This window comes from Paenibacillus sp. FSL K6-1558 (genome assembly GCF_038002565.1).
Classification (GTDB): domain Bacteria; phylum Bacillota; class Bacilli; order Paenibacillales; family Paenibacillaceae; genus Paenibacillus; species Paenibacillus polysaccharolyticus.
In genome coordinates this window covers 1,349,764-1,374,893 of record NZ_JBBOCV010000001.1, presented here as the reverse complement: position 1 = coordinate 1,374,893, position 25,130 = coordinate 1,349,764, and the positions used below count along the sequence as shown (strand labels likewise).

Sequence of the window (25,130 nt, the reverse complement as noted above, 5' to 3'; positions counted from 1 at the left end):
TTTACTTATATCAGGAGGGATCTTTTGTGATTTCAGTTAACGATTTTAAAACAGGTTTGACCGTGCAAGTAGACAACGATATCTATACCGTGCTTGATTTCCAACACGTAAAACCAGGTAAAGGCGCAGCTTTTGTACGTTCCAAGTTAAAAAACCTTCGTAATGGTAATACGGTTGAAAAAACATTTCGTGCAGGTGAAACGATTGGCCGTGCAATTATCGAAAACCGTGGAGTATCTTACCTGTATGCAAGTGGTTCTGAGCATACGTTTATGGACAATGAAACATACGATCAATTCACACTGACTAGTGATCAACTGGAGTGGGAACTGAACTTCCTTAAAGAAAACATGAACGTGAAGATCGTTAGTTACCAAGGTGAAATCCTGGGTATCGACTTGCCTACAAGCGTTGAGCTGAAAGTTATTGAAACAGAGCCAAGCGTTAAAGGTAACACAGCACAAGGCGCTACGAAGAACGCAAAAGTGGAAACAGGTCTGAATGTACAAGTTCCTTTGTTCATCAATGAAGGCGACGTGCTTCTGATTGATACACGTGAAGGTAAATACTCTTCCCGTGCGTAACTTTCACTTGCTGTAAGCTTTAATGCAAGAATGAAAACCCTTTGCCATGAATATGGCAGAGGGTTTTTTTGAAAAAAGATTAGCCTATCAGACGCTTTCGTAATATACTGGGTTAAAGTCATTTCTCGTAGAGAATAATGACGAAAGATATCAATTGATGCATACTGCACAAGGTAGGGAGTGGATTTGCGTTGTCATTGTACGTCATGAAATTTGGGGGCAGCTCGGTCGGAGATACAGAACGCATGAAGCGTGTAGCCGGACGTGTTGTAGAAAAAGCGGATGAAGGACATCAATGTGTCGTCGTGGTTTCGGCCATGGGAGATACTACAGATGATTTGATTGATCAGGCGAAGCTGCTAAACAGTGATTTGCCTGCTCGTGAAATGGATATGTTGTTGACAACAGGGGAACAAATTTCGATCTCCTTATTATCCATGGCCATTCAGGCACTTGGACGCAAGGCCGTATCCTTTACAGGATGGCAAGCCGGTTTCCGAACAGAACCGGTTCACGGTAAAGCTCGGATTCAGGATATCCGTCCTGAACGTGTCAAATCTGCGCTTGCTGAAGGCAATATCGTTATTGTCGCTGGTTTCCAAGGCATGACGGAAGACGGCGAGATCACTACACTGGGCCGCGGCGGTTCGGATACAACAGCTGTTGCGCTCGCAGCAGCAATTCAAGCGGACGCTTGCGAGATCTATACGGATGTGGACGGAATTTATTCCACAGATCCGAGGATCGTCAAGGTAGCGCGCAAACTGAAAGAAATATCCTACGACGAAATGCTGGAGCTTGCGAATCTGGGAGCGGCGGTATTGCATCCACGTGCTGTTGAGTACGCGAAGCATTCCGGTGTACCTTTGATTGTAAGATCAAGCTTTAACCATAATGAAGGAACGGTTGTGAAGGAGGAAGCGGCAATGGAACAAGGAGTAGTGGTAAGTGGAATCGCGTATGACAAAAACGTAGCTCGCATCAGTATTTTGGGTGTTCCGGATGTCCCGGGCGTCCTTGCCGAAGTATTTGGCGAACTGGCTAGTGAGCAACTGGACGTCGATATTATCGTGCAGAGCGGGGTACAGGACGGCAAAGCGGACTTCTCCTTCTCGGTTGCACTGTCTGATCGTGAGAAAGCACTTCGTGTCATTGAAGGTCTGCACAGCCGGTTGCCTTACCGTGAAGTTACCTCCGAAGAGAACCTGGTTAAAATCTCGATTGTTGGTGCAGGTATGGTGAGCCATCCAGGTGTAGCTGCTAAAATGTTCAAAGTGATCTCAGGTGAAGGCGTAAGCATCAAAATGGTCAGCACTTCCGAGATCAAGGTCTCCTGCGTTATCGATGGAGAGAAGCTTCATGACGTGATTAAAGCTCTGCACACGGCTTACGATCTGGATACGGCTGAGCAAGCCGTAATCGGTGGACCGCAAGTTCGTAGATAAGATTGCAAATGATGCGTAAAATAAACGTATAATTAGGAAGAGGTGTACCGTTGCCACTAGGCAGCGGTACACCTCTTTTAGCTGTGACTATAGTCGTCTGCACATGTTGCCTCCTCTTACTTTACGGTAAGGTTTTAGCTCGTTCCCTTCCCTCATCTCTGGTACACAATCCAGCAGATTCAATTGTGAACAATAGGTAACATCATGCATTTTCCCTAGTTTATCCAGTCTGCGTGCACTGGATGATGTGCGAACCAGATCTGTAATCTGGTCATGACACTGAGACACAGCCTGATGCAGAATAATACCAAGATCGTTCAGTTGCAGTGGCGAACGGGTCTGACGATACAACTCTTCAATAATACATCCGGCACATAGGCCGTCCTCCAGAGCAAACTCATCCTGCTCTCCGGCACATAATAACAAAATATCCCGTTGTAATTCCAGTAGAGCGGAAGCAACCGCTCTAACATTTAAGAATGCTCCCGCAAGTATATGTCTGGCTCTGGATGCTTTAATCAGAGCTCTTGTACCATCTGTTGTGGTGAGAATAATGACTTTTTCCGCAATGTCACCACTCATATATTCATAGGGAGAATTACCCGCATCGAATCCGGTTATTTGTTTGTCAAAACGTTCCCCGCCCCGAATACTGTTTCCTACCAACATCTGTTTGGCTTGCGGAACAGTCTCCGTAGCAATAACCCCCGCAGCATGATGAGCAAGCGCGGTCACAATTGTGCTTGTTGTTCGCAAAACGTCAATGACGACCACACTTCGCCCTTCAATATCTATCGTTCGTACTTCATTTACATTACCTACAACGTCGACACGCACACCCCACAACTCCTTTTTGTTCCTCGGGATCGAGCATTGGTTTATCAGTGGAACAGTCCATCTGTTTGCAAGCACTATATGCATGAATGTCTAGACAGGTGCCTAGAACAAGAGATGTCTATGAGTTTTGGCTCTCATTCATCGTCCTTGAAGAATTGATAGATTTCAGCGTCATAAAATGAATGTACAGGCATAAACTTGAGATATGAACAAGCATCAGAGATGAAATTAATCAAGTTGGAGGAGCCTACTCATGAAAGTGAAATGGAGGGATCTTTTTCCGGAACCCATCCGAACCATTCTGGGCAGAATGCCGCCCGCCTTATTGGAACAAGTAGAGGAAATCCGTATTCGAGAAGGCAGGCCGCTGGAAATTAATGCAGGAAACAATTATCACTTCCTCACCCCAGAAGGTGTACCAACGGGAAAACCAGAGGAAGCATATGTTCCTCTGAAAGAAGTAACGCACAGACTGCTTGATCTCATAAGCAACCATTCGCTCTATACCTTGGAAGAAGAATTACGAAAAGGATTCATCACCATCCCGGGAGGGCATCGAATCGGACTTGCTGGCCGGACGGTGCTCAGTGGAGGGCGTGTAGAATATTTACGGGATATCAACGGATTTAACGTCCGTGTTGCCCGGGAAGTGCAGGGCGTGGCTGACCCGATTCTTCCATACCTGCTAGATATGAGGAACGGACAGGTGATGCATACCCTGATACTATCTCCACCGCAGCAAGGCAAAACAACGTTGCTGCGAGATTTGGCAAGGCAGATCAGTAACGGCACGAAACTGACAGCCGGTGGTGAACTGAGGCAGGGGATACGCCCCCGACTAAAAGTGGGCATTGTAGATGAACGTTCTGAGATAGCGGGAAGCTATAAAGGTGTGCCTAGCTTCGACGTAGGGCCGCGCACAGACGTAATGGATGGATGCCCCAAGGCTGAAGGCATGATGATGATGCTTCGTTCCATGTCACCTGACGTTCTGATTGTGGACGAGATTGGTCGGCCGGAGGATGCGGAGGCAGTTATGGAGGCTCTGCATGCAGGAGTTTCTGTCATTGCCACGGCTCACGCAAGGGATCTGTCTGAACTATCTGCAAGGCCTGCCTTGAAAACACTGATTGCCGAGCAGATGTTTCAGCGTTATGTACAGCTGCAGCGGACGAGCAGAGGCATGAGCTTTCGACTGTCCGATGGCAAGATGAGAGGACTGCAACAGACCGGGTCAGGAGGTGAAGCCTTTGCTTAATATGCTTGGTGCCTTGCTGATTCTGCTAGCAAGTACTCTCGCTGGTTTTCACAAGGCGAGGCAATATGCATTAAGGCCAAGGCAGCTACGTGAGTTGATTGCGGCCCTACAGCGGCTGATGACAGAGATTAATTACGGCTTAACGCCGCTGCCTGATGCGATGAACAAGATGGGGGCCCAGACCAAAGAGCCGGTGAGAACTCTTTTTTTACACGCCTCCACACAGATGGAACCCCCACATGGCCTTACAGCCAGGGAGAGTCTGCAAGCCGGTGTCGAGGAGGCATGGGGGAAATCAGCGATGAAATCAGACGAGCGGGAGGTCATGCTACAGTTGAGTTACAGTCTTGGCACCAGTGATCGTCAAGATCAGACCAAACATATTTCGTTAGCCATTCAGCAACTTATGCATGAGGAATCCCGCGCACAGGCCGATCAAGTGAAGTACGAACGAATGAGCCGCAGCCTGGGGATGCTTGTCGGAGCGTTAATCGTCATACTGATCTTCTGAAATAGCCGGGATAGCGAGGTGCCAAGGTCATGAATTTAGAAGTGAACGCAATCTTTCAAATTGCGGGCATTGGAATCATTATAGCGATGATTCATACCGTATTGAAACAAATGGGAAAGGAAGATATGGCTCACTGGGTGACCGTAATCGGATTTGTCGTTGTACTGTTCATGGTTGTTCGAATGCTGGACAGCCTGCTACAAGAGATTAAATCCATATTTCTTTTTCAATGAAATCGGTCATGAAGCCGGATGGTGGTGACCCGTGGAGATTATTCAAGTTGTTGGTCTGGCACTCATTGCAACCGTATTGATTTTAGTCATTAAGGAACAAAAGCCGATGTTTGCCTTTCTGATTGCGGCAGCCACTGGTGTAGTGATCTTTATGCTGTTGATTGGCAAAATTGGCACAGTCATTGAAGTGCTGAAGCGACTTGCTGAAAATTCCGGTATGGAGAGCATCTATCTGAAAACGGTATTGAAGATTATCGGCATTGCTTACATTGCTGAATTCGGTGCACAGATTGTCAGAGATGCAGGGCAAGAGAGCATCGCCTCCAAGATTGAACTCGCTGGCAAAGTGCTGATTCTTGTACTCGCGATTCCGATCATTAGCATCATTATCGAAACCGTGATGAAACTGATGCCAGTGTAGAAAGGGCGGGCGGATAACTGATGAAATTGATGCATAACAAGCCGCGCTGGCGCCTCATCATTGTGCTGATGATATGTTTCATGTTCGGTGTAATTGGACAGGTTGTAGCCACCACACCTTCAAACGAGTGGATAAAGCAGCAGGCTGATGAGCTTCCGAAGGATCAGGTCGAGAAATATTGGGATCAACTGATGAAACAGTACGGTGGTTTTTTTCCAGAAGGCAAAACACCATCGTTCATGGACATGTTAATTCCCGGGAATGAAGGATTCAGTCTGAAATCGGTATTTTCGGCAATTGGCACGTTTATGTTACATGAAATTTTATATAACGGCAAACTTTTGGTCACGATCGTGATGTTGACAGTGCTGAGCATGATTTTGGAGACACTTCAGACTGCTTTTGAGAAGAACAATATTAGTAAAATTGCATATGCCATCTGTTATCTGGTCATCATTATCATCGCAATCAACAGCTTTAGCGTAGCGATTGGTTATGCAAAAGAGGCTATATCCAGCATGATCAACTTTATGATGGCGATGGTTCCACTTCTGTTCACACTGCTCGCTTCGATGGGTAATGTCGTTACCGTTTCGGTGACGCACCCGCTAATTATTTTCATGATTCATCTCGTAAGTACGCTGATCCATCTGCTGGTGTTCCCACTTCTCTTCTTCTCGGCTGTGCTGCATCTGGTGAGCTCGCTTTCGGATAAATACAAATTGACACAAATGGCTGACCTGTTGCGAAACATCAGTGTAGCCTTGCTGGGCATTCTGCTGACGATGTTTCTGGGGGTTATTTCGGTACAGGGAGCTTCGGGGTCGGTTGCGGATGGTGTCAGTTTGAAGGCAGCCAAATATATTGCAGGAAACTTTGTACCCGTTGTAGGGAGGACATTTGCAGATGCAACGGATACCGTGATCACGGCATCGTTGCTTGTCAAAAATGCAATCGGACTGACAGGTGTCATTATTATCTTGTTCCTCTGTGCGTTTCCGGCCATTAAAATTCTGGCGCTGGCCTTGATCTACAACGTGACCGGAGCGATCATGCAACCTTTGGGAGAGACGCCGATCGTAGATTGCTTGCAAGCGATTGGTAAAAGCATGATTTATGTGTTCGCGGCACTGGCCGCCGTTGGACTCATGTTTTTCCTGGCAATTACGATTCTGCTGACCGCAGGGAATCTGACAGTGATGATGCGTTAACTACCTGTCTGCAGGGAAAGGGGCTGGAGAGGATGGGGTGGCTGAGCAATTGGCTGCAGGATCTGATCATGATCGTTTTACTGGCAACGTTTGTAGATATGCTACTCCCGAATCGTTCCATGGAACGGTATGTCAAGCTTGTGCTGAGCCTTCTCATCCTACTGACCTTGTTATCCCCCATCACGAAACTGTTGAAAAGTGATCCGGTAGGGGAACTAAAACGCGCCATGACCGCAATGGATGCACCTCCTGACGGGCAAGCCACACTGGAGCAGATTCTGGCTCAAGGGAAGCGAATGCAGGCGAGTGAACAACAACAGTCCCTAAAGTGGACGGCGAAGGAACTCGCTAACGTTATGAAAGGTCAGATTGAAGAGACAACTGGAGCAAAGGTTCAGTCGGTTGAGGTACAACTGGCGATGAAGAAATCAAATTCGGATACCCAAGCAACCACTTCTGTTGAACTGCCTGTCATTCAGCATGTGGAGGTGCAACTAGCAAGTGGAAAGGGTGATTCAAAAACGGATGGGGATGCGGCCGAACCTGTGAGTAGCAACCCGATGACAGAAACCAAAGATTCGTTAGAACATGATGAAAATTATTCGAGTACTCAACCTGTGCAGATTGATCCAGTTGAAATTAAGAATATACAGATTGAGTCAAACGGGCAGCGATCCGAGCAACCAAAGAGAGATCAGGTAGCTTCTAATCAAGCATCCGAACCCTCCGTTACCCGGAATGATAGTGAAGATTCAAACGTTAAGCAAACTAGTGTTTCACGGTCTGAACACGCAGTACAAATTATCACATTGCTCAAGGAGAAGTGGGAAGTTGATGCGAGCCAGGTGCGAGTGACGGAGAGAGAAAATGCAGAAGTGCTCTGAAAAGGAGGCGGTCCGATGAAACACTGGTTCAAAAAGCTGGAAAGCTGGATGGGTGGCGGTGAAGGTGGTGCGAAGCGCAGTCAAACCTTACGGTGGTTAATCATTTTGGGACTGATCGGTGTGGGCATCATGCTCTTTAATTCCTTTGTCAACGTCAAAAAGATCGATTCTGAAAACATCGGTCGTGAACCACCAGAACAAGCTACTTCCATGTCGACGATGCAAAATGGTTTGTTGGAAGAAAACCCTTTTCAGGCGATTGAAGTGGCATTCGAAGACAAGATCAAAGGCGTGTTGGAAAATATCGTTGGTGTAGGCACTGTGGATGTGATGGTTACCGTGGATTCTACGGAAGAACTCGTGGTGCAGCGGAACGTCAAAGATTCACAGCAGCTTACCGAAGAGACGGATGCCAATGGCGGTAAACGGCATATGACGCAATATACCCGTGACGGTGAGATCATTACGTATGAATTATCAGGGGATCAGACACCCATTGTCACGAAAAAGCTGAAACCGCAAATCCGCGGAGTGCTGGTGGTGGCAAAAGGTGCAGAGAACAAGGTTGTGAAAGACCTCATTACAGATGCCGTTGAAAAAGGTTTGAACGTAGCGGCTTACCGGATCTCGGTTGTTCCGCGCAAACAGGATTAAAGCTTTGAATGACGATAAGAAGAGATGTGTTGTCAGAATCAACCCTATTTTTGAGGAGGAACTTCTAAATGAATAACAAACGTCAAACAATATGGCTCGTTTCCATGCTGAGTCTAATGGTTATCTTGTCCGCCTATTATCTCTTTACTGAAGATTCCGGGCCCGTTAATCCCCCTGTGGCTGACAGTCAGCAAGTAGATGCGATGAAACAAGGCGAGGCAAAGGAAACTGCCGGTATTCTTGATCCAACAGAAGGTCTGGTGATCAACGAGGTCGTGAACAGCGGAGAGATTAAGGGTGATTCCGGTGCGGCGAGCCCGGCCGAAAACACAACTGGCGCAGAAGGTAAGGAAGCGGGAAGCGCAGAAAAAACACCTGCTACTGAACCGGGCAGCAAAGAAGGAGAAACGGATCAAAAGTCAGAAAGTAGTGCGGAAAAAGGAGCGGCGACTACCCCGGAAACTGAAGGGAAAACAGAGGGGACTGCTGCTAAAACGGATGAAGAAGTGCTAAAAGAGATGGAACAGCAAAATACGGCTGTGTCGGCAAGCAGTCAGTTCCAGAATTACCAGTGGCAGCGTGAAGAGAGTAACAACCGTAAGTACGAGGAATTGATGACCATTGCAGGAGATCTTAGTAAAACACCGGAAGAAAATGCAAAAGCAACAGAACAGCTCCGGGTACTTGAAGATAAAGAAGCCAAAATTACAGGCATTGAAGAGACACTTTCCCAGCAATTCGCAAATGCAGTCGTTCAAGAAGAGGCTGACAAGTATAAAGTGGTGGTTCTGAGTGACAAACTTGACGTTAAACAGGCGGTTTCTATTGTTGATCTGGTTATGAAAGAATTGTCTGTATCACAGAACAAAATCAGCGTGCAATATGTCACAGAACAGTAATCGGAAATGTGATAAGGAAGCCCCGGGAGCCTGTTCGACTCTCGGGCTCTTTCCATTTTTAATGATTATGATATAATACTAAAAGCCATATGACCGTCCTCGTGAGACTGGCATGATGCCGAAGGAGTGAATAATGGAAATGTTTAAATTGAGCGAAATTAAAGAACTGATCAAATTGGTTGATGAAAGTTCTGTTCAGGAATTGGAAATTGAAAATGAAGGATCACGTTTGTCGATTCGCAAACCAGGTAAAACGGAGTTCGTACAGGCTGCTGCCGTACAACCGCAAGTGATTGCTGCTCCTCAGGTGCAACCTGCTGCTACCGCAGTGGTTAGCGAGGCTGCCCCGCAAGCCGATACAACAAGTCATTTACATAAAATTGTATCTCCGATGGTAGGTACATTTTACAGAGCTTCCTCACCGGAAGCTGGTTCTTTTGTGAGTGTGGGTGATAAAGTTGTTGAGAAAACAACGGTATGCATCATCGAAGCCATGAAACTGATGAACGAGCTTGATGCGGACATCAAGGGAGAAATCGTTGAAGTGCTGGTTGAAAATGGACAGCTTGTCGAATACGGACAGCCTCTGTTCCTGGTAAAACCGGAATAACGGTTTACAGGTTTATAGCAACCGCATGAGCTTCGAAGGAGGACAAAGACGAAATGAAATTCCATAAAATATTGATTGCCAATCGTGGTGAGATTGCTGTGCGCATTATTCGTGCCTGCCGCGAGCTTGGCATTTCGACAGTGGCTGTTTACTCGGAAGCGGACAAAGATTCCTTGCATGTCCGTCTTGCAGACGAGGCCTACTGTATCGGACCAACACTGTCTAAAGACAGTTATCTTAACTTTACTAACCTGATGAGTGTAGCTACTTTGACGGAATGTGACGCCATCCACCCTGGATACGGTTTCTTGGCCGAGAATGCTGATTTTGCGGAAATCTGTGATTCCTGCAACATTACATTCATTGGTCCTTCACCGGAAGCTATTACCAAGATGGGTGACAAGGCTGTAGCGAAACAGACGATGAAGGATGCAGGCGTACCTGTTATTCCTGGATCAGACGGCCTTGTAGAAACTACCGAAGAAGCGATTATGATTGGACGTGATATCGGGTATCCTGTCATTATCAAAGCTACCGCTGGTGGTGGGGGTAAAGGGATTCGGATCGCTGAAAACGAAGAGCAATTGGTAAAACAAATCACGGCTGCGCAGCAGGAAGCTCAGAAAGCATTCGGGAACGCCGGTGTGTATCTGGAGAAATTCCTGACAGGCATGAAGCACGTTGAAATTCAGATTATGGCTGACAAACACGGCAATGCCGTGCATCTTGGCGAGCGTGATTGTTCGGTTCAGCGCCGTCGTCAGAAGCTTGTTGAGGAAGCACCGTGTCCTGTGATCAACGAGGAAGTCCGTACGCTCATGGGAGAAGCTGCTGTGCGAGCTGCACTTGCGGTGAATTACTCAGGAGCCGGTACACTGGAATTCCTTCTAAGTCCAAACGGGGAGTTCTACTTTATGGAGATGAATACTCGTATTCAGGTTGAACATCCGGTTACCGAGATGGTAACGGGTGTCGATCTGATCCGTGAAATGATCTCTGTTGCCGAAGGTAATCCGTTATCTTTCCGTCAGGAAGATATGGTTATTAACGGATGGTCCATTGAATGCCGAATCAACGCTGAAGATCCTGACCGTAACTTTATGCCTGCACCAGGCAAGATTGGTTTTTACCTTGCACCGGGTGGCCCTGGAGTTCGGGTGGACAGCGCAGCGTACCCTGGTTACACAATCTCACCATTCTATGACTCCATGATTGCAAAATTGATCGTTTGGGGCGCAACTCGTGATGAAGCGATCGCCAAAATGAAGCGTGCTTTGGCAGAATTCGCGATTGAAGGCATCTCAACAACGATTCCTTTCCATCAGAAACTTCTGGAGCATCCAACGTTTATTCGCGGAGATTTTGATATTAAATTTCTCGAGGAAAACGAGATTTAACAGTCATATTGGACTTGTTTGTCATAATCTAGCCCAAATGATATAGTATGTAATAATAAGAGCGCATGTCTCCTGCATCGGATAAGCCCGCCTTCTAGCGGATGGTTGCAGGAGCTCCGGTAAAGCCGGACCGGAAGGGTTCTGAGTGTTGTGAAAATGAACCGGCACCCTGACGGATGGCCGCAAACTTATCTCGCGAAAGGTGTGTTGAACATTTATGAGTACACTACCGACAGAATTTGAACGCACGGATATCGGTGAAATCCAGATCGCACCTGAAGTTATCGAAGTGATTGCTGGACTTGCAACTGTGGAAGTTAAAGGAGTAGCTGGGATGAGCGGTGGATTCGCAGGTGGATTCGCGGAATTGCTCGGCCGCAAAAACCTTTCAAAAGGAGTTAAGGTTGAAGTAGGTCAACGCGAAGCAGCCGTAGATGTTTCCGTTATTATTGAATATGGATACCGTTTGCCGCAGGTTGCTACTGAAATCCAACAAAACGTGAAGCGCTCCATTGAAAACATGACAGGATTGAACGTAAATGAAGTGAATGTTCACATTCATGACGTTCAGTTCAAGAGTGCTGAAAAGGTGGAAGAGATCGACCTGAACACGCAACGTGTAAAATAATAAGACAGATTTCCCCCGGCACTTCTGTCGGGGGTTATCCCGTCTTGGACGGGTCTTTCGTTATGCACTTGAGACGGACAAGGTGATCAACGTTAAGCTTTTCAGCAGTTAAGCAATGTGAGTGAGCAAGGGAGGCTGTGCAGTTCGTGGCTAAAATACTGGATCGGCTTCTGTTGTTTATATACAGCATAAGCGTAGGAGCAATCTCGGCAGCGGTAATCTTACTGATTAGCGGTGTGCTGCCATACGAATTGAATTACCAGCAGGAACAAAATGTTATTGTTGCGTCAATTGTCGCGGCAGCGATTTTGTTTGTCCTGAGTTTACGTTTTTTCTACATCTCGATTCGCCGCGAGCGTGGCTCGTTACCTTCTGTGGATCAACGTACCGAGTTCGGGGATGTTCAGATTTCAATGGAGACAATTGAAAATCTCTGTTTGAAGGCTACTTCCCGTTTTCGTGGAGTACGTGACGTCAAAGCGCGCATCCGTGTGGTGGAGTCAGGACTGGAGATTAAGATTCGGGCTGTTGTGGATGGGGAGACACCTATTCCGGCGCTGACTACGGATCTGCAAAAGGCGATACATGATCATGTTCAAGAGATTACAGGAATTCCTGTTTCTTTTGTAACCGTATATATCGCTAATGTGACCCAGTCGCCTAACTACAAGAGTCGCGTGGAATGAGGTGAGTTTCACTGATGTTGTGGAAAGAGATTTGGGATAGCTACAAGGGACGTATTCTTGGCGTTGCCTTTGGTATTTTATTAGGATTTCTTTATGTATGGATCGGTTTTTGGGATATGTTGTTCTTTGCACTTTTGGTGTTCATCGGGTATACATTTGGCAGACGAAGCGATGAGAAGCTAGGCTCGTTCATCCCTTGGGGAGAGTTACGACAATGGCTTGGAGATCGCTGGCGTCCGTTCAAATAAACCTATCAGAACCCTGCAATATGTTTCTTCCGAAAATAGAACTGTAGTTTGAGTTGCCCGATTTTTGGAGGAAACGTGTTGCAGGTTTTTTTGTGAAAAGAGAACGCAATATCAGAGAGGAGCCATGGGTATCCTGTATAGGGTAATGAAGTGGTTTCTTGAATTTTAAAATAAGCATGATGACGCTCGGGATTGAGCGCTGCAGGAGGCAGGACATGAAAAGACGTTTGGCAAGGGAAATTGCAGTACAGAGTCTGTATCAGATGGAAATGAATGAAGTAAGCGCGTCTGAAGCGGTAAATATGCTGATTAATGAAGCGGCTGAGGAAAATGAAACGGAAGTTGAAATCCGTGATGAAGAAAAGATGCGTAGCTACGTTACCGAAATGGTGCAAGGTGCGTGGGGGCATAAGGAAGCGATTGATGGTTTGCTTGTGGACTATTTGAAAGGCTGGCAGCTGAGCCGTTTGTCACGTGTAGACCGCCAAATTTTGCGCTTGTCCACCTATGAGATGGTATTCCGTGATGATGTACCAGCCAAAGTTTCTGTCAACGAAGCGATTGAACTGTCGAAGTATTTTGGTACAGATGAATCAGGCAAGTTCGTCAATGGTGTTCTTGGCCGCATGATTCAGGAAGTAGATAGCATCAAGCAAAAATTATCCTAAGGGAACATTCTGATGGAGTAGATTAGACAAGCCAGCTTTTCTGTAAGGATGTATCTAGATCGTTTTATCTAATATATGTTCATATAAGGGAGAGAGTACAATGACAGCATCTATTATTAACGGTAAAGAAGTATCCCAAGAGCTCCGCGCAAGCATGACCGCAGAAGTAAAACAACTAAGCGAACAGGGAGTAGTACCGGGTCTGGCTGTTGTGCTCGTGGGGGAAGATCCGGCTTCTCAAGTTTATGTGCGTAATAAGGAAAAAGCATGTCATGACCTCGGTTTTTACTCTGAAGTACATCGGTTGGATGCAAGTACATCGCAAGCGGATTTGCTAGCTCTCGTGGACAAGCTGAACAATCAGAAGTCCATCAATGGTATTCTTGTGCAGCTTCCACTGCCGAGCCACATTGAAGAGAAAGCGGTAATCGATGCGATTGCTGTAGATAAAGACGTAGATGGATTCCACCCAGTGAATGTGGGGAATTTGGTTATCGGTGATGACAGCTTGCTCCCATGTACACCTGCCGGTGTCATTGAATTAATTAAACGCACGGGTCTGGAAATGTCCGGTAAACACGCTGTCGTTATCGGTCGTAGTAACATTGTAGGTAAACCGGTGTCCTTGTTATTGCAACGTGAAAATGCAACCGTAACGATGTGTCATTCCCGTACGGCTAATATGAAAGAAATTACACGTCAAGCGGATATTTTGGTCGTAGCGATCGGTCGTGCCAATTTTGTGGATGCCGATTATGTTAAACCAGGCGCTGTTGTGATCGATGTCGGCATGAATCGTTTGGATAACGGAAAACTCGCGGGGGATGTAGATTTTGAAAGTGTAAAAGAAGTCTCTGGCCCAATTACACCTGTTCCCGGCGGCGTGGGTCCAATGACGATCACCATGCTGATGCAGAACACTCTGATCGCGGCAAAACGCGCTCACGGATTGGCCTAGGTAACTGTCTGTGGCAGAGCAAAAAATTTACTCTATCAAAGACCTGAACCGATATATCCGGATGAAACTGGAATCGGATCAGGTTCTGTCGGACGTCTGGCTGCGCGGAGAGATATCCAATTTCACGCATCACTCCAGCGGCCACATGTATTTTACATTAAAGGACAAGGACAGTCGGATTAAATCCATCATGTTTGCATCGCATAATCAGCGTTTACCCTTTGTACCGAAGGAGGGTGCAAGGGTTATTGCGCGTGGTAACGTTTCGGTATATGAACGCGACGGGCAGTATCAATTTTATGCGACACATATGCAGCCAGATGGTATAGGCAGTCTATATCTGGCTTATGAGCAGCTGAAAAAGAAACTGGAGGACGAAGGATTGTTCTCTCCTGCTCGCAAAAGACCCATCCCAAGTTATCCACAAACGATTGGTGTTGTAACATCTCCTACAGGAGCGGCTGTTCGTGACATTATAATCACACTGCAACGAAGGTATCCATCGGCTAAAGTTGTATTGTACCCGGTGCTTGTTCAAGGCAAAGGGGCTGCACCATCCATCGTCAAGGCAATAAACAACTTTAACCATATGGCTGAAGCAGATGTGCTTATTGTAGGACGGGGCGGTGGATCACTCGAAGAACTGTGGGCTTTTAATGAAGAAATTGTAGCTCGAGCCATTGCAGCTTCAACCATTCCAGTGATCTCTGCGGTTGGGCATGAAACGGACTTTACGATTGCAGACTTTGCTTCCGATTTACGTGCTGCGACACCAACAGCGGCAGCGGAACTTGCTGTGCCGAATCGTGCAGAGCTGATGGAACAGATTGCACGAAGACAGCGCCAGTTACAAAACAGTCTGAAGCAACGTGCCGTATATCATCGTGAACGCCTAACTCGTCTTCAGCGCTCCCCGGTGCTTGTGCATCCGCGCAGAACGTTGATGCAGCATACAGAACGTCTGGATATGTTACATCAACGCTTGCAACGAAGTGTGGATACACGAATGAAATGGACGGGAGAAAAACAAGAACGGTTGCGGACAGCTTTACAGCGGTTTAATCCTCGGGAACAAGTGAATACAGCACGCCGGGATAATGCAGCTGCTCGTAAGCAACTTGAACTTGCGATGAGATCAATTACACGTAGCAAGCAACAACAGTGGAAGTCACTGGTAAGGCATCTCGATGCACTCAGTCCGCTGAAGGTAATGTCACGTGGTTATAGTCTTGTCTACGATGAGCAGGAACAGCAATTGATTAAATCCATAAATGATGTACAGCCGGGCGACTCGGTGAAGATCAAATTAGCGGACGGACAGCTGGACTGTCAGGTCTGGGGAATGAAGGAGGACAACAACATCCATGGCGAATGAACCGGAACTGAATTTTGAAGAGGCAATGGCGGCATTAGAAGACATCGTAGGTCAGCTGGAGCATGGGGATGTTCCTCTGGAGCAAGCGATTGATTTGTTTCAGCGCGGAATGAAACTTTCCCAGTTATGCGGTTTGAAGCTGGAACAAGTGGAACGTAAGATCGAGATGATCGTAGAAGAAGATGGGGAGCTTCGCAAGAAGCCTTTTGGCACGGCTGACGAGGAGAGCGGTGAGATCAATGAGTAACCGTCTTTCATTCGAAGCGTACCTTCAGGAAGTAACTGGAGATGTTACGGAAGCGCTGAAACACACCCTTCCCGAGCATTGGGATGTACCTCGTTCGCTCACGGAATCGATGCAGTATTCATTAATGGCTGGAGGGAAACGCCTTCGTCCACTTCTGGTCGTTGCTGCGGCGGAAGCCTTCGGCGCGGAGCGTACAGCTGCGATGCCGGTAGCCTGCGCCGTGGAGATGGTTCATACGTATTCGTTGATCCACGACGACTTGCCTGCGATGGATAATGATGATTATCGTAGGGGAAAATTAACGAATCACAAAGTATATGGCGAAGCGACAGCCATTCTTGCGGGAGATGCACTGCTGACCCACGCTTTCTACAGCATTGTTCAGACAGGACGTCAAAGCGGAGTGAATGCTGATGCTCTGTTAGCTATTGTCCAGGATTTAGCTGAACTTGCAGGAGCCAGAGGCATGGTTGGTGGCCAGGTTGCTGATATGGAAGGCGAGCAAGGGTTGACCGATTTGTCTCAGCTTCAATACATTCATCTGCATAAAACAGGTGATTTGATTGTCTTCTCCCTCCTTGCAGGTGCTCGCATCGGCGGGGCTACAGAAGGACAGTTGGAGGCGCTGAGTGTATTTGGGCGGGATTTAGGACTTGCATTCCAGATTCAGGATGACATTTTAGACCTGACGGGTGACGAGCAAAAGATGGGAAAAAAAACGCAAAGTGACGTGAATCAGCAGAAGGTAACTTATCCGTACTTTATCGGAATGGAAGCTTCCGTTGCAGAAGTGAAATCCCTCACACAATCCGCTAAAGATGCACTTGAACGAGCGCAATTGCCGGATGCTTCAAGGTTAATGGAGATTGCCGATTATCTGATGAGCCGTGACCATTAACATTTAACTTAGGCAGCTGATTCAATGTGAAACGAACAGTGTAATGATAGTAATGGCTTCTTTATGCCAATAAACGAAAGCTTCTTTCATGATTGGAGAATACATAATTATAGAGCTTCGGATATGAATCGTAAGCGAACGACTCTTGATCGGCTGAAGCGGGCTGTAAATTATGATTCTTGTTCATTTATGGTATAATGATTCAATGTTATTCCATCCATTACACTCAATAAATGATACACATCTAAATAAACAACAACATTCTAGGAAAGCGGGGAGATTCTCGTGCTGCTTCCACAAATTAAACAACCCAGTGATCTAAAGGTGATGTCCCAGGATGATCTTGTCCTTTTGTCGGCAGAGATCCGCCAGTTTCTGATTGAGAAGCTGTCTGCTACAGGCGGGCATCTTGCACCGAACTTAGGAGTGGTTGAGCTCACCGTGGCCCTGCACTACTGCTACAACAGTCCAACGGATAAAATGATTTTTGATGTGGGGCACCAGGCTTATGTGCATAAAGTTTTGACGGGGCGGATGGATCGCTTTGATACGTTGCGTCAACAGAACGGATTATGCGGATTTGTCAAACGGAACGAAAGTGAACACGATGTATGGGAAGCCGGACACAGTAGTACTTCATTGTCTGCTGCCATGGGTATGGCTATGGCTCGTGATCTGAAAGGTGAGGATAACCAGGTTATCGCCATCATTGGAGACGGAGCGCTTACAGGCGGTATGGCGTTTGAAGCACTGAACCATATCGGACATGAACAACGTAAGCTGATGGTTATTCTCAATGATAATGAGATGTCTATCGCACCCAATGTGGGAGCCATGCATAAATACTTGAGTAAAATTCGTTCAGATCGTCATTACTTGAAAGCTAAAGATGATGTGGAAGGTATTCTCAAAAAAATTCCGGCCATTGGTGATCGTCTGGCGAAATCGGCGAGCTGGATTAAGGATAGTGTCAAATATATGATGGTTCCTGGTGTTCTTTTTGAAGAACTGGGTTTCACGTATTTGGGCCCGATTGACGGGCATGACATCCCGCAACTGATTGAGGCTTTCAAACAGGCTGACAATGTGGATGGTCCTGTAATGGTCCATGTGCTTACAACCAAAGGCAAAGGTTATCAGCCTGCCGAGGCAGATTCGCATAAGTGGCACGGAATTTCGCCATATAAAATTGAATCAGGTCAAGTGCTCAAAGCCGTTGGAAAACCGATGTACACCGAAGTATTCGGTCAGACGCTCGTTGAACTAGCGAAAGAGGATAAACGTATCGTTGCGGTTACACCTGCAATGCCTACAGGTTCAGGTCTAATTCCTTTCAGCAAAGAGTTTCCGGATCGCATGATTGATGTGGGGATCGCAGAACAGCATGCAGCTACGATGTGTGCGGCACTGGCCATGGAAGGGTTAAAACCGGTTTATGCGGTATACTCTACGTTCATGCAACGTGCATATGATCAGATCGTTCACGACATCTGTCGTCACAATGCAAATGTTATATTTGCAATTGACCGCGCTGGATTTGTTGGACCTGACGGTGAGACACATCAGGGAGTATACGATGTTGCGTTTATGCGTCACATTCCGAATATCGTACTTATGATGCCAAAAGATGAGAATGAACTGCGCCATATGATGAAAACGGCGCTAGATTATAACGAAGGTCCGATTGCATATCGTTACCCGCGTAACAATGTTGTCGGCGTACCAATGGACGATGTGTTAGTTCCGATTCCAATTGGTTCCTGGGAACAGCTACGTCCAGGTGAAGGATACGCGATTATCGCCTCGGGTTCCATGGTTCAGCTGGCTGAAGAAGTAGCAGATACGGTGAAACGGGAAGGGATAAATACTGGAGTTATCAATGCTCGTTTCCTCAAACCATTGGATGAACAGATGCTTCGTGATCTGGCTGTCCGTGGAACAAAGCTGATTGTGCTCGAAGAAACCTCGCAGGCAGGCAGCATGGGAAGTGCGGTGTTGGAATTCTATGCTGAACAAGGTATACATGATGTACATGTGCATCTGATGGGCATTCCTGATCGATTTATCGAACATGGCAGCATCAAGGAACAACGTGAAGAGGTTGGTCTCACGGTGGAGAATGTAAGTGCCGAATTGCGTAAAATGGCCGTTCAATCTTCATACGGAATGTCCAAAACACGTTTCCCTTCCTAACATTAGAATGATTAGCGGATAGGAGAAAGACATGTCACTCCCGAAAGAACGAATCGATGTGCTGCTGGTGGAACAGGGCTACTACGAAAGCCGTGAGAAGGCAAAGGCAGCGATTATGGCTGGACTTGTGTATGCCAATAATGAACCGATTGAAAAAGCAGGCATGAAAATTCCAAGGGATGCTCAGCTGAAGGTAAAAGGTTCGGTGCATCCCTATGTAGGCAGAGGTGGACTAAAGCTTGAAAAAGCGATTCGTCATTTCAACCTGAATATGAATGATCTTGTCATGTTGGATATCGGTTCATCCACTGGTGGTTTTACGGATTGTGCTCTTCAACATGGCGCATCCCATGTATACGCCATTGATGTGGGGTATAATCAACTGGACTGGTCACTGCGTAATGATGAGCGGGTCACCGTGATGGAACGTACGAATTTCCGTTACGTCACTCCTGAAGATCTGAGTGGACCTGTGCCAAACTTTGCAAGCATTGACGTATCCTTTATTTCCTTACGAATTATACTTCCGCCGCTTTTGGCTCTGTTGCAACGGCCTGCGGATATTGTGGCTCTAATTAAACCACAGTTTGAGGCGGGACGAGATAAAGTGGGTAAATCAGGTGTTGTCCGAGACCCGAAGGTACACAAGGATGTATTGCAGACCATGCTTCATTTTGCCAGTCAACTTGGATTAAACCTGAAAGGCCTGACCTTCTCACCGATTACGGGTGGGGAGGGGAATATCGAATTTCTCGCACACTGGCGTCTGGAAGAACCAGAGGCCACACAACCAGAGAACGACGAGGCTTCACTTGATGCACTTGCAGAGCAGGTCGCCAAAGAAGCCGCTCATACTTTTACGGGAAACTCATCATAGGATGGGTTTCTTTTCGCTGGAAAGATATTTTGGGACAAAGGAAAACGGGTGTTCGATCTCGAATATATCACTGAGGTGAGCGGTAATGGAGGGTCAATATGACACAATCGTTATTGGTGTGTTTGCTGTCTGTTTAATCGTATGGTTGTTTCTCGGACTGCGTAGCTGGCTGAATCGTCCGATTCCGGTAAGCTTTGCCGAGTTGAGACTTAATGAAAACATTCAAGATTCTCCTGCTCTGACTTTACTTGAGGCAAATGGATACGACGTGATTGGCGGGAAAATGAAAGTACCTTTAGCCTTTGAGGCCGATAATTCCGTTTTATACAGCAGGTTGTTTATTGATTATGTTGCTGAGCGGCAGGATGCAAGGTATCTAGTCAAAACTTCCCGTCGCAGGCAACCGCTTGAACGAAGCGGACCTGCTATAAGGGATCGCTTTCTTCCCTATTTATTATTGTACCCTGGATGTGAAGGATTGCTTTATGTAGATCTGGATGATTCCGATATAATGGTAATCAGGCTTATGGATTATCAAGAAGACGTGTATGATGGAGAGGATCTGGATTAATATATAATAAGTTTGAAATATGGCATGATACAGCATTGCATTAAAGGTCAAGACTGCATCTTTGCAATACATTTTTAATTGGAGGCATGTATGAAAGGACAACGACATATCAAGATTCGTGAAATTATTAGTCAAAATGAAATAGAGACCCAGGATGATCTGGTTGAAGCATTGCGACAAGCGGGTTTTCAAGTGACACAGGCAACGGTATCGCGGGACATCAAAGAGCTTCTTTTAATCAAAATTCCAATGGATGATGGACGATATAAATATTCATTGCCAACCGATCAGCGCTATAATCCGATTCAAAAGCTCAAGCGCGCGCTCGTGGATAATTTCCTGCACATTGATCACACCAACAATCTTGTAGTGATGAAATGTTTGCCGGGAACAGCGAACTCCATTGCAGCATTGCTTGACAATATCGAGTGGACTGAAGTGATGGGCACGATCTGTGGAGATGATACAATCCTTATTATTTGCCGTACAGAAGACAACAGCGTCACTGTCATTGAGCGCATAATGGGATATATTGCTTAAATCAGCCGGAGGTGTTTTTGCAGATGTTAGTTACATTATCAATTCGCAATCTCGCCGTGGTGGAAGAAGTCGATGTGGTCTTTCATCCGGGATTTCATGTGTTGTCTGGGGAAACCGGTGCAGGTAAATCCATTATCATCGATGCTCTCGGCTTGATCGCGGGAGGACGGAGTTCAGCAGATCTGATTCGGTACGGATGTGACAAAGCAGAGATGGAAGCGCTGTTTGAGATGGAGCCTAGTCATCCGGTGTGGAATACGCTGGAGCAGCTGGGTATTCACTGTGAGCCCGAGGAACATCTGGTGATTCGGCGTGAATTAAACACGCAGGGTAAAAGTACATCACGGATTAACGGACAGCTTGTGAATTTGACAATGCTACGCGAAGTGGGCGAGAAGCTGATCAACATTCACGGTCAACATGAGCATCAGAGTCTGCTTCGTGCAGAAAGTCATCTCGGGTTGCTGGATACGTATGGCTCCGATATAATCGGACCCGTCAAAGCTAAATACCAGGAGCGCTACAGCAAATTTATTGCAGCTGAGAAGGAATTGCGGGCGCTACAAGAGTCAAGCCAGAGGGCTTACCAACTGCTTGATATGTACCGTTTTCAACTGGAAGAAATCGCTGCGGCTGGTCTTACCCAAGGGGAAGATGAATTACTTGGCGAAGAACGGGTCAAACTATCCCATAGCGAGAAAATGATGGACAGTGTTTCGGGTGCATACGATTTACTGAGTGGACAACGCGGATTAGAAGCGATAAGCATAGCTTTATCCCAAATTGAAGATATCTCTGGATATGACAGCAAAAGATTGCAGCCGATTGTGGAGCAACTGCAGTCGGCTTTTTACCAATTGGAAGACGTCACCTTTCAACTGCGGGATTATCGGGAACGAATCGAATTTAATCCCGGCAGACTGGAGGAAGTTGAGCAACGATTAAATCTAATCTCTGGACTAAGACGCAAATATGGAGATAGTGTAGAACTCATTTTGAATTATTATGAACAGATCAGTCATGAGACCGACCAGCTAGAGAACAAAGATGAGCGCTTGGAGAAGCTTCGTACGGAGCGTGACAAACTGCTTGTGCTTGTGATGGAATCGGCTGAGGAGCTAAGCAAAGTGCGTAAACAATGTGCGGAGGAACTGGCTGCTCAGGTAGAAAGTGAGCTCAAGGATCTGCAGATGGAACGAACGTCACTACGTGTTCAGATCGTGCCTGCTGAAGATCCAAAGGGCATTGAATGGAATGGACGCCGTATTAGGTTCAGCCGCCAAGGTGCCGACAATGCGGAATTTCTGATCTCTCCTAACCCGGGTGAGCCTCTTCGGCCACTAGGTAAAATCGCTTCAGGCGGAGAATTATCCAGAATCATGTTAGCGATGAAGAGCATATTTGCTCGTCATGACCGCATTCCGGTATTGATTTTTGACGAGGTGGATACAGGGGTCAGCGGCCGGGCAGCACAATCCATTGCGGAGAAGCTTCATCGTCTGTCTTCGACGTGTCAAGTATTCTCAATAACACACTTGCCACAAGTAGCTTGTATGGCGGATCATCAGTATTTGATCGAGAAACATGTTTACGACGGACGCACGATGACTCAAGTGGAATCGCTGTCCGAGGAAGGCCGAGTGAAAGAATTGGCACGTATGCTCGGTGGTGTGGAAATTACAGAAAAAACATTGCATCATGCGCAAGAAATGCTGAATTTGGCGGAAGCCAAAAAAGGGTGAAACGGACGGCTGGCGTAATGTTTGACAGTAATAAAAGCCTGGGGGCGGGGTTATCTTATAGGTACGCAATTGGCGACCACCTTTCGTCAAGCGAAAGAAGCAAAGGGAGTGTGACAGCCATTGAATTCCCCCCTCAGGAAAAAATTGCTAGGTCTTTTATTTGCCTTCTTTCTATGTGTACTTAGCCAGGTTGTACAGCCGATGCAGAGTTATGCTTCTCTGCCTGATGAAGTGCAGGTCTTTGCGGGCAGGCAAGCAGACGTCAGGCTTGCAGTACCAGCCGCTTCAAGCGCTGTCGTAGATCGGCCGGATATCGTTGGACTGGATCATCAGTCTGCGCTCAAGGTTACTCGTCAGGAACCTTTACATCTTCATCCTCAGCAGACGGGACATGCTAAACTAACCTTGAAGCTATGGGGGAAAATTCCCGTTAAAACGGTTAATGTAAACGTAATTCCTGATCTGCGTGTTGTTCCAGGGGGTCAAACGATTGGCGTCAAAGTTAAATCTGCAGGTATCCTGGTTGTTGGGCATCATCTCGTTCGTTCTAATCCGGATGAACAAAAATCACCAGGTGAAGCGGCCGGGATCAAATTAGGTGACTTGATTACACATATGGATGGCAAACGTCTGGATGGTGTATCGGGTGTATCCGAGGCCGTAGAACTTGCTGGTAAACGTAATCAAGGTATTGATGTTGTGCTAAAACGGGGGAATGAAACCATTAAAACCAAGTTAACCCCGGCGTATGATGCAGAAGATAAAGCATGGAGACTGGGATTGTACATTCGAGACTCGGCAGCTGGTGTAGGTACGCTTACCTTCTATGCACCTGATCAAGGCGTTTATGGGGCGTTAGGTCATGTCATCACGGACATGAATACTCAAACCTCCATCGTTGTAGGCAGTGGACAAATTGTACAATCTAATGTTACATCCATCTCGAAAAGTGAAACTGGTGATCCTGGTGAGAAAAGAGCCCATTTTCTTAAAGAAAGCAAAATTTTAGGAAACATCGAGCGTAATACGGCTTTTGGTATCTTCGGTAAGATGTCTCAGAATCCGGAACATAGCTTGTATTCGCAAGGAATACCTGTCGCTTTTTCACATGAAGTGAAGGAGGGACCGGCTGAAATTTTGACTGTGGTCGATGGGCAACAGGTCGAGCGATTCACCATCGATATTGTGCATGTTGCCGATCAATCGGAGCCAGCGACAAAAGGGTTGGTATTGCGTATTACAGACCCTAAACTGATCGATAAGACGGGTGGCATCGTTCAAGGAATGAGTGGTAGCCCGATCGTTCAAGATGGCAAGCTTATTGGTGCAGTGACTCATGTCTTTGTGAATGATCCGAAATCGGGTTATGGATGCTTCATTGAATGGATGCTTCAAGATGCTGGTGTAATGATGAAAAAAGGTCAAGCGAAAAACCTTAAGGCTGGTTAAACAGCTTTAAGGTTTTTTTGTCGAAAGTAAACATATTATATCGTATGCTGAAATAAAATATTTATTATAAAGGATCAAGAAAAAAAAATAAAGAAAAATAATTTTCGACAGAAGGAATTTCACTTGGCGTGTCGAAAATTTAACGTGTAAGGAAATGTACGAAATTGTAAAATACGAGGTTTTAAATAAAAGGAGGATACCGTTTTGCAAAAAATTGAGGTATTGCTGGCCGATGATAACCGTGAATTTACGAATTTGCTCGCCGAATATATATCCGAACAGGAAGATATGGAAGTGACCGGTATTGCATACAACGGTGAAGAAGTACTGCAATTACTGGAACAAACTCGGGATGTACCGGATGTGTTAATTCTGGATATTATCATGCCTCATCTGGATGGACTCGGCGTGTTGGAACGCCTGCGCGGCTTAAACCTGTCTCCGCAGCCCAAAGTAATTATGCTCACTGCATTCGGCCAGGAAAACATCACACAGCGTGCTGTGCAACTCGGAGCTTCCTATTATATTCTCAAGCCATTTGACATGGAAGTACTGGCGAATCGGGTGCGTCAGCTTGTAGGCACGCAAACGACAATGTCTACAAGCAGCGGTTCTTCTTCCTCCATGTATATCAATAAATCTAATGTTGTACCGATGGGCAAACACAAAAATCTGGATGCCAGCATCACGTCAATCATACATGAAATCGGAGTTCCTGCGCATATTAAAGGATATCAGTATTTGCGGGAAGCCATTACGATGGTATACAACAATATCGAAATTTTGGGCGCCATCACCAAAACGTTGTACCCGGCGATTGCCGAAAAGTTCAAAACGACGCCGTCTCGCGTCGAACGTGCCATCCGTCACGCCATTGAAGTGGCATGGACACGCGGCAACATCGACAGCATCAGCCACCTGTTCGGCTACACAATCAACATCAGCAAGTCGAAACCGACGAACTCCGAGTTCATCGCGATGGTCGCTGACAAGCTGAGAATTGAGCATAAGGTTAGCTGAAAGGATAAGGAGTAAAAATAATGTACACCCCTTCGTTCAATCGCTCCTGGCGAGTATCGAAGGGGTGTGTTTTATTTTGGACACGG

At 46.5% G+C, this 25,130-nt stretch carries 28 protein-coding genes; 27 read left to right on the top strand and 1 reads right to left on the bottom strand.

Annotated features, from left to right (window positions below):
- Positions 1-26: 26 nt before the first annotated feature.
- Positions 27-584, top strand: coding sequence for an elongation factor P (efp, locus tag MHI38_RS05870; RefSeq protein WP_090922540.1), 558 nt, complete (start codon positions 27-29; stop codon positions 582-584).
- A 191-nt stretch (positions 585-775) separates the two neighbouring features.
- Positions 776-2,029 carry an aspartate kinase gene (locus MHI38_RS05865; protein WP_090922538.1) on the top strand — a complete coding sequence of 418 codons (1,254 nt, stop codon included), beginning with the start codon at positions 776-778 and terminating at the stop codon, positions 2,027-2,029.
- 87 nt (positions 2,030-2,116) lie between these two features.
- Here the strand turns inward: MHI38_RS05865 and MHI38_RS05860 are convergent, their stop codons facing one another.
- Positions 2,117-2,866 carry a 2-phosphosulfolactate phosphatase gene (locus tag MHI38_RS05860; RefSeq protein WP_154888435.1) on the bottom strand — a complete coding sequence of 250 codons (750 nt, stop codon included), beginning with the start codon at positions 2,864-2,866 and terminating at the stop codon, positions 2,117-2,119.
- 253 nt (positions 2,867-3,119) lie between these two features.
- Between MHI38_RS05860 and spoIIIAA the strand changes: the two genes are divergently transcribed.
- The 25 genes from spoIIIAA to spo0A all read left to right on the top strand — a co-directional run bounded on the left by spoIIIAA (position 3,120) and on the right by spo0A (position 25,044).
- Entirely contained in the window at positions 3,120-4,124 is a 1,005-nt protein-coding gene (gene spoIIIAA, locus MHI38_RS05855) for a stage III sporulation protein AA (protein WP_154888437.1), read from the top strand.
- Positions 4,117-4,635 (top strand): stage III sporulation protein SpoIIIAB, encoded by a 519-nt coding sequence (gene spoIIIAB / locus MHI38_RS05850; protein ID WP_154888439.1) that lies wholly within the window; start codon positions 4,117-4,119, stop codon positions 4,633-4,635. The genes spoIIIAA and spoIIIAB overlap by 8 nt, the downstream gene beginning before the upstream one ends.
- Before the next feature lie 29 nt (positions 4,636-4,664).
- Entirely contained in the window at positions 4,665-4,868 is a 204-nt protein-coding gene (spoIIIAC, locus tag MHI38_RS05845) for a stage III sporulation protein AC (RefSeq protein ID WP_017687585.1), read from the top strand.
- A 31-nt stretch (positions 4,869-4,899) separates the two neighbouring features.
- Entirely contained in the window at positions 4,900-5,289 is a 390-nt protein-coding gene (gene spoIIIAD / locus MHI38_RS05840) for a stage III sporulation protein AD (protein WP_090922532.1), read from the top strand.
- A 20-nt stretch (positions 5,290-5,309) separates the two neighbouring features.
- Positions 5,310-6,500, top strand: a complete 1,191-nt coding sequence (spoIIIAE, locus tag MHI38_RS05835; protein WP_090922530.1) for a stage III sporulation protein AE — start codon at positions 5,310-5,312, stop codon at positions 6,498-6,500.
- Between the two features lie 32 nt (positions 6,501-6,532).
- Positions 6,533-7,384 (top strand): stage III sporulation protein AF, encoded by an 852-nt coding sequence (spoIIIAF, locus tag MHI38_RS05830; RefSeq protein ID WP_154888441.1) that lies wholly within the window; start codon positions 6,533-6,535, stop codon positions 7,382-7,384.
- 15 nt (positions 7,385-7,399) lie between these two features.
- On the top strand, positions 7,400-8,038 hold the full coding sequence (gene spoIIIAG, locus MHI38_RS05825) for a stage III sporulation protein AG (RefSeq protein ID WP_090922526.1): 639 nt from the start codon (positions 7,400-7,402) through the stop codon (positions 8,036-8,038).
- A gap of 68 nt (positions 8,039-8,106) precedes the next feature.
- Entirely contained in the window at positions 8,107-8,937 is an 831-nt protein-coding gene (locus tag MHI38_RS05820; RefSeq protein WP_154888443.1) for a SpoIIIAH-like family protein, read from the top strand.
- Positions 8,938-9,076: 139 nt separating this feature from the next.
- Positions 9,077-9,547, top strand: coding sequence for an acetyl-CoA carboxylase biotin carboxyl carrier protein (accB, locus tag MHI38_RS05815; protein ID WP_090922713.1), 471 nt, complete (start codon positions 9,077-9,079; stop codon positions 9,545-9,547).
- Between the two features lie 53 nt (positions 9,548-9,600).
- On the top strand, positions 9,601-10,944 hold the full coding sequence (gene accC, locus MHI38_RS05810; protein ID WP_154888446.1) for an acetyl-CoA carboxylase biotin carboxylase subunit: 1,344 nt from the start codon (positions 9,601-9,603) through the stop codon (positions 10,942-10,944).
- 217 nt (positions 10,945-11,161) lie between these two features.
- Complete coding sequence (locus tag MHI38_RS05805; RefSeq protein WP_090922519.1) at positions 11,162-11,572, top strand: Asp23/Gls24 family envelope stress response protein; 411 nt, start codon at positions 11,162-11,164, stop codon at positions 11,570-11,572.
- 146 nt (positions 11,573-11,718) lie between these two features.
- Positions 11,719-12,258: an alkaline shock response membrane anchor protein AmaP gene (amaP, locus tag MHI38_RS05800; RefSeq protein WP_090922517.1), complete on the top strand. Its 540-nt coding sequence runs from the start codon at positions 11,719-11,721 to the stop codon at positions 12,256-12,258.
- A 14-nt stretch (positions 12,259-12,272) separates the two neighbouring features.
- The gene (locus tag MHI38_RS05795; RefSeq protein ID WP_251511132.1) at positions 12,273-12,506 is read left to right on the top strand and encodes a DUF2273 domain-containing protein; all 234 of its coding nucleotides are present in this window, start codon (positions 12,273-12,275) and stop codon (positions 12,504-12,506) included.
- A 215-nt stretch (positions 12,507-12,721) separates the two neighbouring features.
- Positions 12,722-13,174 carry a transcription antitermination factor NusB gene (nusB, locus tag MHI38_RS05790; RefSeq protein ID WP_154888448.1) on the top strand — a complete coding sequence of 151 codons (453 nt, stop codon included), beginning with the start codon at positions 12,722-12,724 and terminating at the stop codon, positions 13,172-13,174.
- A gap of 100 nt (positions 13,175-13,274) precedes the next feature.
- Positions 13,275-14,132, top strand: coding sequence for a bifunctional methylenetetrahydrofolate dehydrogenase/methenyltetrahydrofolate cyclohydrolase FolD (gene folD / locus MHI38_RS05785; RefSeq protein ID WP_090922511.1), 858 nt, complete (start codon positions 13,275-13,277; stop codon positions 14,130-14,132).
- Positions 14,133-14,142: 10 nt separating this feature from the next.
- Complete coding sequence (gene xseA, locus MHI38_RS05780; RefSeq protein ID WP_154888450.1) at positions 14,143-15,507, top strand: exodeoxyribonuclease VII large subunit; 1,365 nt, start codon at positions 14,143-14,145, stop codon at positions 15,505-15,507.
- Positions 15,497-15,754, top strand: a complete 258-nt coding sequence (gene xseB, locus MHI38_RS05775; RefSeq protein WP_090922507.1) for an exodeoxyribonuclease VII small subunit — start codon at positions 15,497-15,499, stop codon at positions 15,752-15,754. Before xseA ends, xseB begins: the two co-directional genes overlap by 11 nt.
- Positions 15,747-16,652, top strand: coding sequence for a polyprenyl synthetase family protein (locus MHI38_RS05770; RefSeq protein WP_090922505.1), 906 nt, complete (start codon positions 15,747-15,749; stop codon positions 16,650-16,652). Before xseB ends, MHI38_RS05770 begins: the two co-directional genes overlap by 8 nt.
- Before the next feature lie 285 nt (positions 16,653-16,937).
- Complete coding sequence (gene dxs / locus MHI38_RS05765; protein ID WP_154888452.1) at positions 16,938-18,845, top strand: 1-deoxy-D-xylulose-5-phosphate synthase; 1,908 nt, start codon at positions 16,938-16,940, stop codon at positions 18,843-18,845.
- 31 nt (positions 18,846-18,876) lie between these two features.
- Positions 18,877-19,722 carry a TlyA family RNA methyltransferase gene (locus tag MHI38_RS05760; RefSeq protein ID WP_154888454.1) on the top strand — a complete coding sequence of 282 codons (846 nt, stop codon included), beginning with the start codon at positions 18,877-18,879 and terminating at the stop codon, positions 19,720-19,722.
- Positions 19,723-19,807: 85 nt separating this feature from the next.
- Complete coding sequence (locus tag MHI38_RS05755; protein ID WP_154888456.1) at positions 19,808-20,293, top strand: hypothetical protein; 486 nt, start codon at positions 19,808-19,810, stop codon at positions 20,291-20,293.
- Positions 20,294-20,383: 90 nt separating this feature from the next.
- Complete coding sequence (gene ahrC, locus MHI38_RS05750; RefSeq protein WP_090922497.1) at positions 20,384-20,833, top strand: transcriptional regulator AhrC/ArgR; 450 nt, start codon at positions 20,384-20,386, stop codon at positions 20,831-20,833.
- A 23-nt stretch (positions 20,834-20,856) separates the two neighbouring features.
- Positions 20,857-22,575: a DNA repair protein RecN gene (recN, locus tag MHI38_RS05745; protein WP_090922495.1), complete on the top strand. Its 1,719-nt coding sequence runs from the start codon at positions 20,857-20,859 to the stop codon at positions 22,573-22,575.
- Between the two features lie 120 nt (positions 22,576-22,695).
- Positions 22,696-24,024, top strand: a complete 1,329-nt coding sequence (gene spoIVB, locus MHI38_RS05740) for a SpoIVB peptidase (RefSeq protein ID WP_090922493.1) — start codon at positions 22,696-22,698, stop codon at positions 24,022-24,024.
- A 204-nt stretch (positions 24,025-24,228) separates the two neighbouring features.
- Positions 24,229-25,044, top strand: a complete 816-nt coding sequence (gene spo0A, locus MHI38_RS05735) for a sporulation transcription factor Spo0A (protein WP_090922491.1) — start codon at positions 24,229-24,231, stop codon at positions 25,042-25,044.
- Positions 25,045-25,130 lie beyond the last annotated feature (86 nt).

Bases quoted from the DNA above. Each gene is read 5' to 3' on its own strand.
- spoIIIAA (WP_154888437.1), top strand. From the start codon at position 3,120: ATGAAAGTGAAATGGAGGGATCTTTTTCCGGAACCCATCCGAACCATT.
- spoIIIAC (WP_017687585.1), top strand. From the start codon at position 4,665: ATGAATTTAGAAGTGAACGCAATCTTTCAAATTGCGGGCATTGGAATC.
- spoIIIAE (WP_090922530.1), top strand. From the start codon at position 5,310: ATGAAATTGATGCATAACAAGCCGCGCTGGCGCCTCATCATTGTGCTG.
- spoIIIAF (WP_154888441.1), top strand. From the start codon at position 6,533: ATGGGGTGGCTGAGCAATTGGCTGCAGGATCTGATCATGATCGTTTTA.
- spoIIIAG (WP_090922526.1), top strand. From the start codon at position 7,400: ATGAAACACTGGTTCAAAAAGCTGGAAAGCTGGATGGGTGGCGGTGAA.
- MHI38_RS05820 (WP_154888443.1), top strand. From the start codon at position 8,107: ATGAATAACAAACGTCAAACAATATGGCTCGTTTCCATGCTGAGTCTA.
- accB (WP_090922713.1), top strand. From the start codon at position 9,077: ATGTTTAAATTGAGCGAAATTAAAGAACTGATCAAATTGGTTGATGAA.
- accC (WP_154888446.1), top strand. From the start codon at position 9,601: ATGAAATTCCATAAAATATTGATTGCCAATCGTGGTGAGATTGCTGTG.
- MHI38_RS05805 (WP_090922519.1), top strand. From the start codon at position 11,162: ATGAGTACACTACCGACAGAATTTGAACGCACGGATATCGGTGAAATC.
- MHI38_RS05795 (WP_251511132.1), top strand. From the start codon at position 12,273: ATGTTGTGGAAAGAGATTTGGGATAGCTACAAGGGACGTATTCTTGGC.
- nusB (WP_154888448.1), top strand. From the start codon at position 12,722: ATGAAAAGACGTTTGGCAAGGGAAATTGCAGTACAGAGTCTGTATCAG.
- folD (WP_090922511.1), top strand. From the start codon at position 13,275: ATGACAGCATCTATTATTAACGGTAAAGAAGTATCCCAAGAGCTCCGC.
- xseB (WP_090922507.1), top strand. From the start codon at position 15,497: ATGGCGAATGAACCGGAACTGAATTTTGAAGAGGCAATGGCGGCATTA.
- MHI38_RS05770 (WP_090922505.1), top strand. From the start codon at position 15,747: ATGAGTAACCGTCTTTCATTCGAAGCGTACCTTCAGGAAGTAACTGGA.
- MHI38_RS05760 (WP_154888454.1), top strand. From the start codon at position 18,877: ATGTCACTCCCGAAAGAACGAATCGATGTGCTGCTGGTGGAACAGGGC.
- MHI38_RS05755 (WP_154888456.1), top strand. From the start codon at position 19,808: ATGGAGGGTCAATATGACACAATCGTTATTGGTGTGTTTGCTGTCTGT.
- ahrC (WP_090922497.1), top strand. From the start codon at position 20,384: ATGAAAGGACAACGACATATCAAGATTCGTGAAATTATTAGTCAAAAT.
- recN (WP_090922495.1), top strand. From the start codon at position 20,857: ATGTTAGTTACATTATCAATTCGCAATCTCGCCGTGGTGGAAGAAGTC.